The sequence below is a fragment of the Pseudarthrobacter sp. PS3-L1 genome (assembly GCF_030063285.1).
Classification (GTDB): Bacteria; Actinomycetota; Actinomycetes; order Actinomycetales; family Micrococcaceae; genus Arthrobacter.
The window spans coordinates 766,628-781,965 of record NZ_JASISU010000001.1 but is presented as its reverse complement, the minus strand read 5'-3'; the positions used below and the strand labels follow the sequence as shown (position 1 = coordinate 781,965).

General features: G+C 60.5%; 15 protein-coding genes. 11 read left to right on the top strand and 4 right to left on the bottom strand.

The annotated features are described in order from the left end of the window. The first annotated feature begins 365 nt into the window (after positions 1-365). The gene (locus QMG79_RS03640; protein ID WP_283537191.1) at positions 366-1,079 is read left to right on the top strand and encodes a TIGR03089 family protein; all 714 of its coding nucleotides are present in this window, start codon (positions 366-368) and stop codon (positions 1,077-1,079) included. A 28-nt stretch (positions 1,080-1,107) separates the two neighbouring features. Here QMG79_RS03640 and QMG79_RS03635 read toward each other — a convergent pair whose 3' ends face one another. Next, a complete protein-coding gene (locus QMG79_RS03635; protein WP_283537190.1) occupies positions 1,108-1,644 on the bottom strand; it encodes a GtrA family protein in 537 nt (178 codons plus the stop codon). Positions 1,645-1,833: 189 nt separating this feature from the next. Here QMG79_RS03635 and QMG79_RS03630 point away from each other — a divergent pair, with 189 nt between their 5' ends. The 5 genes from QMG79_RS03630 to QMG79_RS03610 all read left to right on the top strand — a co-directional run bounded on the left by QMG79_RS03630 (position 1,834) and on the right by QMG79_RS03610 (position 7,530). Further along, positions 1,834-3,024, top strand: coding sequence for a 5-(carboxyamino)imidazole ribonucleotide synthase (locus QMG79_RS03630; protein ID WP_283537189.1), 1,191 nt, complete (start codon positions 1,834-1,836; stop codon positions 3,022-3,024). Continuing rightward, entirely contained in the window at positions 3,021-3,611 is a 591-nt protein-coding gene (gene purE / locus QMG79_RS03625; protein WP_283537188.1) for a 5-(carboxyamino)imidazole ribonucleotide mutase, read from the top strand. Before QMG79_RS03630 ends, purE begins: the two co-directional genes overlap by 4 nt. Positions 3,612-3,616: 5 nt before the next feature. Further along, positions 3,617-5,254, top strand: a complete 1,638-nt coding sequence (locus QMG79_RS03620; protein ID WP_283537187.1) for an LCP family protein — start codon at positions 3,617-3,619, stop codon at positions 5,252-5,254. Between the two features lie 73 nt (positions 5,255-5,327). Continuing rightward, entirely contained in the window at positions 5,328-6,581 is a 1,254-nt protein-coding gene (manA, locus tag QMG79_RS03615) for a mannose-6-phosphate isomerase, class I (protein ID WP_283537186.1), read from the top strand. Between the two features lie 4 nt (positions 6,582-6,585). Next, positions 6,586-7,530, top strand: coding sequence for a lipid II:glycine glycyltransferase FemX (locus tag QMG79_RS03610; protein ID WP_283537185.1), 945 nt, complete (start codon positions 6,586-6,588; stop codon positions 7,528-7,530). Positions 7,531-7,648: 118 nt separating this feature from the next. Here the strand turns inward: QMG79_RS03610 and glpX are convergent, their stop codons facing one another. After that, positions 7,649-8,671 carry a class II fructose-bisphosphatase gene (gene glpX / locus QMG79_RS03605; protein ID WP_283537184.1) on the bottom strand — a complete coding sequence of 341 codons (1,023 nt, stop codon included), beginning with the start codon at positions 8,669-8,671 and terminating at the stop codon, positions 7,649-7,651. Between the two features lie 210 nt (positions 8,672-8,881). On the opposite strand from glpX, the gene QMG79_RS03600 reads away from it, so the two are divergent. The 5 genes from QMG79_RS03600 (at position 8,882) to QMG79_RS03580 (ending at position 14,137) form a co-directional block, all read left to right on the top strand. Then, positions 8,882-9,562 (top strand): DUF4245 domain-containing protein, encoded by a 681-nt coding sequence (locus tag QMG79_RS03600; protein ID WP_349357244.1) that lies wholly within the window; start codon positions 8,882-8,884, stop codon positions 9,560-9,562. A gap of 9 nt (positions 9,563-9,571) precedes the next feature. Then, on the top strand, positions 9,572-10,186 hold the full coding sequence (locus QMG79_RS03595; RefSeq protein WP_283537182.1) for a carbonic anhydrase: 615 nt from the start codon (positions 9,572-9,574) through the stop codon (positions 10,184-10,186). 76 nt (positions 10,187-10,262) lie between these two features. Next, complete coding sequence (locus QMG79_RS03590; RefSeq protein WP_283537181.1) at positions 10,263-11,684, top strand: class II fumarate hydratase; 1,422 nt, start codon at positions 10,263-10,265, stop codon at positions 11,682-11,684. A gap of 114 nt (positions 11,685-11,798) precedes the next feature. Then, the gene (locus tag QMG79_RS03585) at positions 11,799-12,464 is read left to right on the top strand and encodes a TetR/AcrR family transcriptional regulator (RefSeq protein ID WP_283537180.1); all 666 of its coding nucleotides are present in this window, start codon (positions 11,799-11,801) and stop codon (positions 12,462-12,464) included. A gap of 5 nt (positions 12,465-12,469) precedes the next feature. Next, entirely contained in the window at positions 12,470-14,137 is a 1,668-nt protein-coding gene (locus QMG79_RS03580; protein ID WP_502934695.1) for an MDR family MFS transporter, read from the top strand. A gap of 108 nt (positions 14,138-14,245) precedes the next feature. Here QMG79_RS03580 and QMG79_RS03575 read toward each other — a convergent pair whose 3' ends face one another. Then, entirely contained in the window at positions 14,246-14,716 is a 471-nt protein-coding gene (locus QMG79_RS03575; RefSeq protein ID WP_283537178.1) for an NUDIX hydrolase, read from the bottom strand. 77 nt (positions 14,717-14,793) lie between these two features. Further along, the gene (locus QMG79_RS03570) at positions 14,794-15,336 is read right to left on the bottom strand and encodes a prepilin peptidase (RefSeq protein WP_283537177.1); all 543 of its coding nucleotides are present in this window, start codon (positions 15,334-15,336) and stop codon (positions 14,794-14,796) included. Between the last annotated feature and the right edge of the window lie 2 nt (positions 15,337-15,338).

Below are 15,338 nucleotides of genomic sequence, written 5' to 3'. Positions count from 1 at the left end.
CATGGACACTCGGTTGTGTGCCGGAACTTACGCGGGGGTCTTGGCTTACTAATTACACTGGTGTAACTCCACGCGAGTCAAGCTGCGGGGGAATAATAATCACCCAACGTCAGTTTTTGCGTTGCGCCACGCCGCCAGATGTTGCGGCCCAGGCGGGCGTGTTGGCAGCGAAAGATCCGCCGACACTTGCCCTACCTGTGAAAACACTGAGAATCCGGCAATAACCGTGTTTTTTCCAAAAGAGTAGCTCTGTGGCGATCTTTGCATGTGGCTAACATCACACCCAGGCTCATTGTGTGTGAACCCAGTGCTGGCCTACCCCACGTCCTAGCGGGAGCGCCTACATCTCGTGGCACGATTGAGCCATGACCATTCCAGCATTGGCACTGATGTCAGCCCTCCGTTCCGGCAACGCTACAGCGCCACGCCTTACCTGGTACGGCCCCGAATCGGAACGCATCGAACTCTCGGGCCGTGTTCTGGATAACTGGGTGGCCAAAACAGCCAACCTACTCCAGGACGAACTTGACGCCGAGCCAGGCATGGTCCTGACCATCAACATGCCAGCCCACTGGAAATCGATCGTATGGGTGCTGGCAGCGTGGCAAGTGGGCATGACGGTTGATTTTGGTGGCCACCGCTCATCCGCGGGCGGCATCTACGTTACTGACAGCCCCGAGGAATCACCTGCCGGCTCAGTCGTTGTCGCTGTGGCGCTGGGGGCCCTTGCCATGCGATGGCCGGGGGCCCTTGCCGATGGAGTAGTGGACTACAGCGCCGAGGTAAGGTCCCACGGGGACGTTTTCGAGCCTTGGAACAGTGCGGATCCGGCAAGCGCGGCACTGTACGGCGGTGATGGCGCATCAGTTAGCCACACAGGTCTACTCACAGAGTTTCCGGTAGACATCGAGACGGGTTCTCGTATCCTTGTGAGCGCACACGCCGGACTGGAGAAGAGCCTCCGGCGGGCTCTCGGCGCGTGGTCGGCCGACGGCTCAGTGGTCCTGGTTCATTCAGCAGTCGAGATCAGCAGCCACCTGATGGCCATGGAACACGTCAGCGCTGAAGCTACGGAGTAAGCTGCCGCTGCCGGGCTGCCGAATGCAACTACCGCCCCGGACTTTCAGGCGTTTTCTGCTCTGGAACCACTCGGGGAGTTGAGCCCGTGGGGTGAGCTTCGATCAGCTCGTGGTCGTGGGAAAACCCTGGTTCCTGGTCCAGTTCGTTGTTGAAGACAAAGAATCTATAGGCGTAGAAGCGGACCACTGTTGCCACGAGGATGCCCACAACGCCGGCCAGGAAAAGCATGTTCTTGTCCTGGACGCCGAAACCGTACTTAGCCAAGGCAGTGAATCCTGTGGAGATTCCAATGCCGATGCCGTTGATCAGGACAAACATTGCGAATTCGCGGGCCACATTCGCCTGGCGCCGGTGCCGGAAGGTCCAGAATCTATTCGCTATCCAGGAAAAGACAGTCGCAATGGAGGCGCCTACAAATCGTGCCTTCGCCTCACTGTCCGACATTGGACCGTGCATCAGGTAAAACGTGATGCCGTTGTCTATGACGAACGCAACACCGCCAACTGCGCCGAATTTTGCTACTTCACGCCAAAACATTGACGCGAGCCCTCTTATTCGATCCATGAGTGCATTCATCGTGACCCTCCAATGGCCTGCTGGGTTATGGGCCATTGGGCCAACGTTCCAATTTTAGCCCCGACCCAGCGTCACGGCGTGCATTCGTGGCCCGCGTGCTCGTCGACAACAGGACCTGACGGTGCATTTGCGATCGGGACCACTGTTTATCCCTGAGCCTTCGGTAGGCTGACCCTTGTGACTTTTCCAGTGATCGGCGTCGTCGGCGGCGGCCAGCTCGCCCGCATGATGGCCCCAGCAGCCACAGCCCTTGGTTTTAACCTTCGAATCCTCGCAGAAGCGCCGGATGTATCAGCGGTTTCCGCTGTGCCCGACGCCCCTGTTGGTGATTACACCGACCTCGCCACACTTCTGGCGTTTTCCGCCGGGGTTGACGTCCTCACGTTCGATCACGAGCACGTTCCGACAGAGCACCTCAGAGCTCTCGTGGAGGCTGGCGTTAATGTCCAGCCTGGTCCAGATGCGCTGGTTCACGCACAGGACAAGCTTGTGATGCGGGCCGCAATCGATGCCTTGGAGCTGCCAAACCCGCAGTGGGCTGCCGTAGGCAATGTTGCCGAGCTGGTTGCTTTCGGTGATCACACCGGCTGGCCGGTGGTGCTCAAGACTCCGCGTGGCGGCTACGACGGGAAAGGCGTCCGGATTCTCGATTCGGCCGTGGAGGCCGAAGACACAGCCGACTGGTTTGAGCTGATGAGCCCCTTGCTAGCGGAAGCAAAGGTCGAGTTCAGCCGCGAGCTTTCAGCACTGGTGGCGCGCTCCCCCAGTGGTGAAGCCCGAGCCTGGCCCGTGGTGCACACCATTCAGGTAGACGGAGTCTGCGATGAGGTGATCGCCCCGGCGCAGGACATTTCGCTGGACGTGGCGGCAACAGCGGAAGACGCGGCTCTCCGGATTGCCCACGAGCTGGGAGTCACTGGAGTCCTTGCCGTCGAGTTGTTCGAAACACCCGGGGTGGGCGTTGGTTTCCTCATCAACGAACTTGCCATGCGGCCGCACAATACTGGTCACTGGACACAGGACGGCGCCGTGACCAGTCAGTTCGAACAGCATCTCCGGGCTGTGCTGGACCTCCCCCTTGGCGCCACCGACGCACTGGGACCGGTTGTCGTCATGAAAAACTATCTTGGCGGGGACAACCAGGATCTTTTCTCGAGTTTTCCTGCCGCCATGGCGGCAGAACCTACCGCGAAGATTCACAGCTATGGAAAGTCCGTCCGACCCGGCAGGAAAATCGGCCATGTCAATGTGGTGGGTGCCGCCGTCAGCGACGTTGCTGATGTTCGTCGACGTGCAAGCACCGTTGCAGCCATCATCAGGGATGGTGTGGCCGCAGCTAGCGCCAAAGATCCAGAGGAGAACCCATGAGCAGCGCTTCAGAGCAGTCACGAACCAAAGGTGGCGAGGCACCCATTGTGGGTCTCGTCATGGGTTCCGATTCCGATTGGCCAGTGATGGAAGCAGCTGCCGAGGCACTGTCCGAATTTGGCATTCCATTCGAGGTTGACGTCGTCTCCGCCCATCGGATGCCGCTGGAAATGATCAGCTACGGGAAGGGTGCCCATAGCCGTGGCCTGCGGGTCATCATCGCTGGAGCAGGCGGCGCCGCACATCTGCCCGGCATGCTCGCATCGGTAACCCCGCTGCCCGTGATTGGCGTGCCTGTGCCCCTCAAGACCCTCGACGGGTTGGACTCCCTGCTGTCAATCGTGCAGATGCCTGCCGGTGTTCCAGTCGCCACAGTGTCAATCGCAGGAGCACGCAACGCCGGGCTCCTGGCCGTGCGAATGCTGGCATCGGGAACTGATGATCTCGCCACGGCATTACGGGCGGAACTCCTGGCTTTTGCAGAGCAACTCAATACGGCGGCGACCCAGAAGGGTGCCTCGTTGCGCGCAAAGGTCGATTCAGCGTTTCCGCAGGGCCGTTCGGTCAGCCGAACCGCAGGAAACTGAGGACCATGAGCACCAGGACAACCAGCGCCGAAGACGTTTACCTGACCAATCCAGTTCGCTTCCCGGCCAGTGCACCGGCAACGGTCAGGACCAAAAGAGCTTTTGTCCTGCTGCTCCTCACCCTCTTCATTCCCGGCAGCGCCCAGATTGTTGCAGGTGACAGGGTCCTTGGCCGACGGGCGCTTCGGGTCACCCTCAGCGTCTGGTTTGTCCTGCTGCTTCTTGTCCTCGTGTTCCTTTTCAGCCGAAGCACGGTTATTTCACTCATTACCAACAGCTTCGCATCACTGCTGATCATCCTGGCGATGGTCCTGCTTGCCATTGGATGGGCACTGATCTTCCTGAATACATTCCGCATTATCCGTCCCGCGCTTCTTGCGCCGGGAATGCGGCCGATTGTGGGGTTCAGCCTGGTCGCCGCTCTTGTGCTGAGCAGCGGGACACTTGGCTACGCGGCCTATCTGCTGAACGTTGGCAGGAACGCAATCGGGAGTATCTTTAGCGCCAGTGGTCCGGCAATCAAGCCTGTAGACGGCCGCTATAACTTCCTCATGATGGGCGGTGATGCTGGTGATGACAGGACTGGCCGACGCCCAGACAGTCTCTCGGTCCTCAGCATTGATGCTGCCTCAGGGGCTACGTCCATTATCTCGGTACCGCGGAACCTGCAGAATGCCCAGTTCAGCGAGGAATCTCCCATGCGGAACATCTACCCGGATGGCTACAACTGCGGTGACGAGTGCCTGGTCAACGCCATCAATACCGAGGTCACCAACAACTATGCAGACCTATACCCAGGTGTAGAGGATCCAGGTGCACAGGCAACTCTCGAAGCAGTCTCCGGCTCGCTGGGCATCACGGTACAGGCATACGTCCTGGTGGACATGGAGGGTTTTTCGCAACTCATTGATGCAATGGGCGGTATCCGCATCAAGGCTGGTGGCTGGGTGCCCATCAGTGGCCCCGTCACCGATGAGGCAAACGGCATCCACGGCATGCCCGACGGATGGATTCCGGCTGGCGAACAGACGCTCGACGGTTTTCATGCGCTGTGGTACGGCCGCTCCCGCGAGTTTGTTGACGACTATGCCCGGATTCAACGCCAGCAGTGCGTTCAGCAGGCCATGCTTGCCCAGCTTGACCCGGCCACGCTCCTGGCGAAGTTCCAAGATATTGCCAGTGCCGGGACAAAGGTTGTCGATTCGAACATTTCGGCAGGCCAGCTGGGCAGCTTTGTCGACCTGGCCATGAAAGCCAAGGGCCAGCAGGTCACCAGGCTCACCATTGGCCCGCCAGACTTCGATGCCGCTTTTTCCACCACTCCGGATTTTGGCATCATCCATGATCGGGTGCGCCAACTCCTCGACACGTCCTCCCAGCCCTCGGCATCGGAGGATGCCCTCCAGCAGGATTCCAGCGCGCCGGGACACCTTTCGGCGGGGGGCCCACCTCTCACAACGGTTCTCGGCACCGAGGTCTCCAGCCGGATCGCAGCGGAATCGCCAGCCGATTTCACTCCAGTCACAACCACCCCGTCCGGTGAACCTATTACCGAGGAACTGCTCAACGGCCTCAAAAGCCAGGGCGACGAACAGGGCATCCGCAATCTGGTAGCCACCAATGGGCAGTGCGCTCCGTTGTAGGGGCCCAGGCCGGACGCGTCCCGGTGCCATCCATATCAAGACATTCCCAGACAGTAGAGAGAAGGACACTGCGGTGTACTACCTGGACAACGTCCTCAGGAATTATGCCTGGGGTTCTGCCACAGCGATTGCCGATCTCCTTGGCCGTGAACCTTCGGGCAGTCCCGAGGCTGAACTGTGGATTGGCGCGCACCCGGACTCCCCATCCGTAGCTTCTGCGGCTGGCAACTCCCATGCGGTGCCTCTGCAGGAGCTCATCGCGACCGATCCAGAACGCTTCCTGGGAACAGAATCGCTGGCTGCCTTCGGACCCAGATTGCCGTTTTTGACGAAGATCCTTGCCGCGGGCCAACCGTTGTCCCTGCAGGTCCATCCCACGCTCGAACAGGCTCGGGCCGGCTTTGCACGTGAGAATGCCGGTGGCGTGGCACTCGATTCGGCGCAGCGGAACTATCGCGACGACAACCACAAACCGGAGATGATTTTCGCGCTCTCAGACTTCCACGCACTCTGCGGATTTCGCACAGTAGAGGACTGCCGGGCAATTTTCGGTTACGTCCTGGACATTCTCCCGGAGGATGCAGCAGAGGCCAGAACACTGGTGCGGGCAGTCCTCGATGACCTTGGCGCACCCGAGGAATCCAGCGCACTGCGGTCCGCCTTCGAGCGACTCATCAATGGCGGCGCAGAAGTATCACAAGCAATTCCGGGCATTGTTGCCCTCAGCAGCGCCGTGGCACCGACAGTCCGTTTCGCCGGGGAACTGGCCACCCTTCGGGATCTGAACAAAGACTACCCCGGTGACCCAGGAGTCCTGATCTCGCTGCTCCTGAACAGGATAGTGCTCGCCCCTGGAGAAGCTGTCTACCTCCCGGCCGGCAACGTCCATGCATATCTCTCTGGACTCGGTGTTGAGGTCATGGCCACCTCGGACAACGTGCTTCGAGGGGGCCTCACTCCGAAACATATTGATATTCCGGAACTCCTTAAAACCATCAGCTTTGAATCAGTCGGGGTCCCGCGGCTCACCCCTCAACGAACAGTGCTTGATCAGGAGGTGTACAGGCCCCCGTTCCAGGAGTTCTGCCTGCAACGCATTGAGGTTTCGGCGGGAAGCCAGCCCGTTCCTGCCGCCCAGTCAGGTGCAGCGATCCTGATCGTGGTGACCGGCGAAGTCAATCTTGACTCGCCACGCGGTGGCCTGCACCTGCACCACGGCGCGAGTGCGTTCCTGCCGGCTGCCGAGGCTCCGGTCAACGTCCATCCAGTGAGTGGGGCAACAGAAACCGCTGTGGTTTTTGTTGTCACCACGGGCCTCCAGGGCTGACGCGGTGGAATTTTTCCTCCAGGATGATTCATGGGCAGATGTCCAGGCTGCACTGGGCCGGACTGTCCATCGCCGATCCGGAGCCGGGTTCAGCTACCTGGCTGTCGAGGAGCATAATCCAGCCGGCAAGGTCCTGTATGTTCCTTACGGACCCTTGGCAGAGAACCTCGACGGTTTTGATGCCGCACTGGCCGACCTCCGGGCAACGGCCAAGAACCGAGGCGCTGCTTTTGTCCGTATAGAGCCCGTGGACGCAGGACTGACCTTGCCCGCTTCTGGTGAACTGCGTGCACGCGGGCTTGTCCACGCACCAGCGAACCAGCAACCGGAACTGAGCTGGATTGTTGACCTCGCTGGCAGCTTCCAGGATGTCCTCGCCGGAATGAAGCCAGCCAACCGGAATCTCTTTCGCAATATCCACAAAAAGGGCGTTACGTTCCGCAAGAGCCAGGACCCGTCAGATATGGACATCCTGCTGGGTTTCCTGAGGTCCACTGCCCTGCGGAACGGCTTCACACCGCAGAGCGATGAGTACCTCATGACCGTGGCCCGCACCATGATGCCGGCCGGGGCCGCCACTCTCTTCGTTGCCGACCTGGCCGGTACACCGATCGCTGCCGCCCTGGCTTATGACTCCGCCGATACCCGCACCTACGCCCACGCCGCCCTCGACGATTCACATCGCAAGCTCGGTGCCGGAGTACCACTGCTGGTCACGCTCATCGAAGATGCCCATGCCCGGGGGCTGAAGCACGTCGATCTGTGGGGTGTGGCCCCAGCAGATGCTCCCGACCATAAGTGGGCGGGGTTCACGGCCTTCAAGAAGTCTTTTGGCGGTCGCGAGGTTGCCTATCCCGGAACGTGGGACCTGCCGATCAACAAGCTCCGCTACAACACCTACCAGGTTGCCCGCAAAGCCAGGGAAAAACTTCGCTCCCTCGCGAAGTAAGGGCCGCACCCACCCCGAAAGAGGCTTTCAGGACAACAAAAAAGGTGGAGCACCAGCATTTCTGGTGCTCCACCTTTTTCGAAGGGTGGCAGGACTTACATATCCTGCACTGCCCGGATCAGGGCTTACGCGCGTAGTTTTCCCACTTGCTGGCCTGGTGTTCGCCGTCGACAAACCTGATAGTGCCGGACTTGGACCGCATGACAATCGACTGCGTCAGCACTTTGTCCTTGGAGTAGCGCACACCGCGGAGCAGGTCGCCATCGGTGATGCCCGTGGCAGCGAAGTAGCAGTTGTCGCTGGTGACCAGATCGTTGGTGGAGAGCACCCGGTCAAGGTCGTGGCCTGCGTCGATAGCCTTTTGCTTCTCTTCATCACTGGTAGGCCACAGGCGGCCCTGGATGACGCCGCCCAGGGACTTGATGGCGCAGGCAGTGACAATTCCCTCTGGGGTCCCGCCAATTCCCATCAGCGCGTCAACCCCAGTGCCTGTCCGCGCAGCAGCGATAGCGCCGGCCACGTCACCATCCATGATGAACTTGGTGCGGGCACCTGCTTCGCGGATCTCCTCCACGAGCCCACGGTGCCTGTCACGGTCCAGGATCATGACGTTCAGTGCGTTCACCTTGACGCCTTTCGCCTTGGCGATCAGGTGGAGGTTCTGCTTGACCGGCAGGCGAAGATCCACCATGTCGGCAGCCTCAGGCCCCGTCACCAGCTTCTCCATGTAGAACACGGCCGAGGGATCGAACATGGAGCCGCGTTCGGCAACTGCCAGGACCGCAAGGGCGTTATTGATGCCAAGTGCCGTCAGGCGCGTTCCGTCAATGGGATCGACAGCAACATCACACTCCGGCCCTGTCCCATCACCGACATGTTCACCATTGAACAACATGGGTGCTTCGTCTTTTTCGCCTTCACCAATGACCACAACGCCGTTGAAGTGGACAGTCTGGAGGAACGAACGCATGGCGTCCACGGCGGCGCCATCGGCGGTGTTCTTGTCACCGAAGCCAACCCAGTGGCCGCCGGCAATGGCAGCAGCTTCGGTGACGCGGACAAGTTCCAGGGCAAGGTTGCGGTCTGGTTCGTCGATCCCGACTGAGAGGGAGGACGAAAGGGTGGAGTACTGCTGGGTCATGGGCGCAGGGGACACGTGAACCTCTTCTTTGAGTGGCGATCATTGAACCCGCGCCGCCGGGTTTAGGCGGCTGCGGTGATTCCTCTGCCCCGATCATAGCCGTGGCCGCCCGTAGCCCGCATTGGATGACGGTCCCAACTCTCGTCGCGGGAACATCCCGCCGTGTTCGACGAATGTGATTTGCCAGGGCGAATGAGCGACTATAGAGGAGTGAGCGAGACGCAGGACAACCCTGGACCCAGCAGCGATACCCCTTCACCCGGAAATGCGACGTCCGGTGCCGTGGGAGGACCTGTCAGGCCTGTTCTGGCGGCTGGCGCCGCGAAACGTGCAAACGCCTCCGTCATAGGAATGCTCATTGCCCTGGGTATTTCCATTGCCGCATTCCTCCCGGTTGTCCTGATGAACCCGGCGCCCAGCACCGATGGGTTCCAACCCAATATCAACGTGACCGAGGTGGCATCCAACGCAGCAGATGTGGCGGGATTCACACCTGTGACACCGGTGGTGGACAGAAGTTTCCGCAACAACTACGCCCGTTGGGAGAGCGGCACCTCCGATGGTGTGCCGACGTGGGAGGTCGGCTTCATCACCCCCGCGGAATCCTTTATTGGGCTTGTACAGACGAAGAATTCGAATCCCACCTGGCTCGCCCAGGTCACGCAGAACGCCCCGGTGACAGGGACCCGTGAAGCCGGTGGCCAAGAGTGGGAGCTGCGGGACAGGGGCAAGGGGGACAAATCCATGATCCTCAACTACCGCGGAACCACAGTCGTTCTGACCGGACCGGCAGCACTGGACGAATTCACTATCCTCGCAGCCGCCGTCGTACGGTCCCTTGATGCCGCACCTGCCGTCACAGTTTCCCCAACGGCCGCTCCGGCGCCGTAAAATGAAGCCGTGACCACTTACCTCACCCCAGCCCTTGCCTGGCGGCGCATGCGCGAAGGCAACGAACGCTTTGTTGCCGGAACATCCTCGCACCCCAACCAGGATTCCTCCCGTCGATCGGCGTTGGTGGAAAACCAGCATCCGTTTGCCGTCATCTTCGGGTGCTCCGACTCCCGCCTGGCGGCGGAGATCATCTTCGATCTGGGACTGGGCGATGCGTTTGTGGTCCGGACGGCAGGCCAGGTGATCGACGACGCCGTCCTGGGCTCCCTCGAATACAGCGTGAGTGAGCTACGCGTGCCGCTCATCGTGATTCTTGGGCACGACAGCTGCGGCGCAGTAACAGCCACGAAAGCCGCTGTCGAGACAGGGACCATGCCCCCGGGCTTCATCCGGGACCTGGTTGAGCGCATCACCCCCTCGGTGCTGACGTCAAAACGCAACGGCCACGACGACGTCAATGACATGGTCGTGGAACACGTGAAGCAGACCTCGCAGCGCCTGGTGGACAGCTCACGGATCATTTCGTCAGCCATTGACAGCGGACAGACGGCAGTGATGGGCCTTTCCTACAGCCTCCTGGAGGGACGCGCAGTAGTGGTCTCGGAGCTTGGCAACATCTAGCATTACTTTCCAGTGGGCAGTCACTGCGTGGTGCTTTGGTTTTCGGTGCTGGCACCAGTGACCATAAGCTGGTCCCATGACTTCCACTGAAGAATTCCGCATTGAACACGACACGATGGGCGAAGTCCGGGTACCGGTGAATGCCCTCTACCGTGCGCAGACGCAGCGAGCCGTTGAGAACTTCCCCATTTCTGGAAAAACTCTGGAACGGACCCACATCGAAGCCCTGGCGCGGGTCAAGAAGGCTGCCGCGCAGGCTAACGCAGAGCTGGGTGTGCTCGATGGTGAGCTGGCCATGGCCATTGCAGATGCCGCCGACCAGGTAGCCGCAGGTACCTACGACGGCGACTTCCCCATCGATGTTTTCCAGACTGGCTCCGGTACGTCCTCAAACATGAACGTCAACGAGGTACTTGCCGAACTGGCTTCCCGTGCGTTGAAGTCTGCTGGAAGCGACAAAGTTGTCCACCCCAACGATCACGTGAATGCCTCCCAGTCCTCCAATGACGTCTTCCCTACCTCTGTCCACGTTGCTGCGACGTCAGCCCTGATCAATGACCTCATCCCGGCGCTCGGCTACCTCGCAGAGTCGCTGGAGCGCAAGGAAGCCGAGTTCAAGGACGTCGTCAAGTCCGGCCGCACCCACCTGATGGACGCCACCCCCGTGACATTGGGCCAGGAATTCGGCGGATACGCAGCGCAGGTGCGTTACGGCATTGAGCGGATCAATGCCGCACTCCCCCGTGTAGCTGAGGTCCCCCTGGGCGGGACGGCTGTGGGCACTGGCATCAATACCCCGGCCGGGTTCCCGGAGCGTGTCATCGAACTGCTTGCAAAAGACACCGGCCTGCCCCTGACGGAGGCTCGGAACCACTTTGAGGCCCAGGCAAACCGTGACGGTTTGATCGAAGCGTCCAGCCAGCTGCGCAACATCGCCATCTCCTTCATGAAGATCAACAATGATCTTCGGTGGATGGGTTCGGGCCCCAACACGGGCCTCGGCGAAATTGCACTCCCAGATCTTCAGCCTGGATCGTCGATCATGCCCGGCAAGGTAAATCCCGTAATCTGCGAGGCATCCATCATGGTTGCCGCCCAGGTGATTGGCAATGACACGGCTATCGCCTGGTCAGGGACCAACGGCGCCTTTGAGCTGAACGTAGGCATCCCCGTCATGGCTGCCAACCTGCTTGAGTCCATCCGGCTGCTCTCCAACACCAGCCGGGTCATGGCTGACAAGATGATCGATGGCATCACGGCCAACGTGGAGCGTGCCCGTTTCCTGGCCGAGGCCTCACCGTCAATCGTGACGCCATTGAACAAGTACATCGGGTACGAAAACGCTGCCAAGATCGCCAAGAAGGCCGTAGCAGAGGGGCTCACCATTCGCGAGACAGTCGTTGCCATGGGATTTCTGGAACGCGGCGAGCTCACGGAGGTCCAGCTCGACACCGCTCTGGACGTCATGTCAATGACCCGTCCGCCGCACAAGGCTTAACCGGGCGGTAGTACCCGACTGCGGCCGCCCACCTTTCCACGGAAGGGTGGGCGGCCGCAGTCGTTACACCGTACTTTTTTGCACTTTTCGCCGAATAGTGCAAATGTTTACTCTGTGAATGAAAGTGCAGAAAATGAATGCGGCCTGCGGGGCCGAAAACGAGCAGCCACCAGGGCTGCCATCACCGCCGCGGCCCGGACCCTGACCGCCGAACGCGGGCTGAGCGGATATACCGTCGAGGAAGTGTGTGAACAGACGGACATATCGCGTCGCACCTTCTTCAACTACTTCCCCACCAAGGAAGACGCCATCATTGGCCACGTTGACGACGAGATTCCAGCTGGACTTATCGAGGCGTTCATCGCTGGCGGCTCGTCCTCACCTGCCGGCCAGATCTCGGCCACGCTCCTCCAGGACCTGGTTGACATGTCACTGGCACTTTCCACGGACATGGTTGCCTCGGACGCCGAAGTACGTCAGCTGATCGCGGTCATCCATAAAGAACCCCAGCTCATGCTGCGTATCATCGGCGCCACGGCAGAGCGGGAAGCCGAATTCGTCCGGGTCCTGGCGATCCGCGAACGTGTAGCCGCCGACCACCCCGCCCTGCAAATGGCTGTCGTGGTCCTGAGCACAGTGGCCCGCAAAAGTAGTGCCACCTATTTTTCCGACGGTAATACCCGCAGCCACCGGGACCTCTTCCTTGAGAATCTCAATGCTGTACGGAACATCTTCTCCCAATCCCTGACTCTCTCCGCACGAAACGAAGGAACCCCGTGAGTACCATCTCCCGACCCAAGGCGGCAGCCGGTCCGCTCCTGCTGACCCAGAGACGCATCTGGATTATCTTCTCGGCGCTCATTGCAGGAATGCTCCTGTCGAGCCTGGACCAGACCATTGTCTCCACCGCCATGCCCACCATTGTGGGCAAGCTTGGCGGCGTCGAACACCAGGCCTGGATTACCACGGCGTACCTGTTGGCTACCACCATAGTGATGCCTATCTATGGAAAATTCGGGGACATCCTGGGACGCAGGAACCTGTTTCTCATAGCGATTGCCCTCTTTACGCTGGCATCCGTTGGGTGTGCCCTGGCCACCGATTTCTGGGGTTTTGTCATCTTCCGTGCCATCCAGGGACTTGGCGGCGGCGGCCTGATGATTCTTTCGCAAGCGATCATTGCGGACATCGTCCCGGCCAAGGACCGCGGCAAGTACATGGGTCCCCTCGGCGCCATCTTTGGTCTCTCCGCTGTGGCCGGCCCCCTGCTGGGCGGTTTTTTCGTTGATCACCTGACCTGGGAATGGGCCTTCTACATCAACATTCCCATCGGCATTGCCGCATTCGCCATTGCCTGGTTCACCCTGACACTGCCCAACAAAAAGGCAGAAAAAAGAATCGACATCCTGGGCATACTGCTCCTCTCCACGGCCACGACGTGCCTGATCTTCTTCACGGATTTCGGTGGCAAACGGGACGAAGGCTGGGGCTCACCGCTGACCTGGACTTTTGGGGCTGGCCTGGTGCTGTCGGCAGTTGCCTTCATCATGGTGGAGCGCCGCGCAGAGGACCCCATTATTCCGCTGAGCTTGTTCCGCAACCGCATCTTTGTTAATGCCACAGCCATCGGCTTTACCCTTGGCCTGGGCATGTTCTCCGCTATCGCTTTTGTGCCGACATTCCTGCAGATGTCCTCTGGAACCTCAGCTGCCGAATCCGGGCTTCTGATGCTTCCCATGATGGTGGGCCTCATGGGCACCTCAATCTACTCAGGGCTCCGCATATCGAAAACCGGCAGGTACAAGATGTTTCCCATTCTGGGTGCCACCTTCACCCTGGCGGCAATGCTTTGGATGACCCAGCTTGCGGCCACGACGCCTATCTGGGTGATCTGCGTGCAACTCTTCATTTTCGGCGCGGGCCTGGGCCTGATCATGCAGGTTGTTGTCCTGGTGGTGCAGAACTCAGTTCCCGCAGAGCAGATTGGTACCGCGACCAGCACCAACAACTACTTCCGCGAAGTCGGTGCGGCAATGGGCGTCGCCGTGTTTGGGGCGATCTTCACCAACCGGCTCTCCGAGTCGCTGACCACGGCGTTCACGGGTGCCGGCGCTTCCGCAGACCAGGCGGCCCAGTCCACCAGCACACTGGACCCGCAATCCCTAAGCCAGCTTCCCGAGCAGTTGCGCGAGGCCATTGTGAATGCCTACGCTGACTCACTTGCGCCAGTGTTCTGGTATCTGCTGCCGTTCATCGCCGTGGCCCTGATCCTGGCCATCACGCTCAAGCAGATCCCGCTCTCGGATACGGCTGGCATGGTTGCTCGTGGCGAGGCCGTCGGTGGCGACGAAGCCAAACGGCTGGAAGCGGAGCAGCTCTCCGGCGCTGCCGCTCAGAACGCGTCGCCCACGCAGGAGACGGACGCCGATGATCTGCTCAACCAGCGTCGCTGACTGCCTCCCCACCCGCACCTGAGCCAGGCTGCGGCAGCACCGTCCCATATGGCACCGGCAAGGGCCGCCGTGATGTAGCCCATCACGGCGGCCATTGCCGATTCCTGGTCATTGTTCGAAGTGGGCAGCTTCCGTCATGGCCCGTGCGCGCTGAATATTCGCCAGATGGCCCGCCGGGATGTCTGGCAGGTCAGCTACAGCGAACCACCCGACGGCAAGGGATTCGTCATCGTTGACCCGCGCTTTTCCGGAAATATAGCGGCAGCGAAATACCACGTTGAGGAATTCGCAGGCGTCCCCGTTGGGGAAGATGATGGGCCCAACAGTGTCAACACCCACGAGATGCTCAACCACTGCCAAAACGCCCGTCTCTTCCATGATCTCGCGGACCAGTCCGGGAGCGGGCTGCTCACCGGGCTCTAGAATGCCCGTAATCAGGGCCCAGCGGCCGTTGTCGGAACGCTGGCCCAACAGGACCCGGCCGGCATCATCGAACACCACACCGCACACACCGGGAAGCCACAGTGGGTCATGGCCAATTTTCTCGCGCAGGGCAAGGACATAGTCAGGAGAAGGCATGGTGCCAGCCTAGCGGCTGCTCCGAACTGGGTTGGGGCCAGATGGGACACGTGGCATCGGCCAGGTTCTGCCAACCCTCAGCCGGGCAGGAAGAAGGCAATCACCGCTCCGGACAGCATGAAGGGGCCAAAGGGAATGGCTGTCTTCAGCGTTCCTCGCTTGGTGACCAGGATCCCGATCCCCATCAGGCCGCCCAGCAGGAATGCTGCAACTGTTGCCACCACAAGATGTTCCCAGCCAAGAAATCCCAGGTAGAGACCAAGGAATCCAGCAAGCTTGACATCGCCAAAACCAAGACCAGAGGGTTGCAGCACCCGCAGCAGGTAGTAGGCCGCGTACAGCACAGCGCCGCCTGCCAGAACCCTGAGGCCCGCAACGTCGAAGAGAGCCGCCTGCGGTTCGCCCGGGCCCGCCTGGCTCGACTCCAGCCAGGCTACGGCGAGCAGCAAGAGCCCAGCAATGGGGTAGGCCGGGAAAAGGATCCTGTTGGGCAGTCGATGCTGACGGATATCGACCACAGCCAGGCGGGCTGCAGTCCAGAAGAAAAAGAGGCAGGCCGCCAGCAGCAACAAGAACGCCACGGGCGGGCCATCCCAGAGCACCACCAGTTTGGCCACCATGA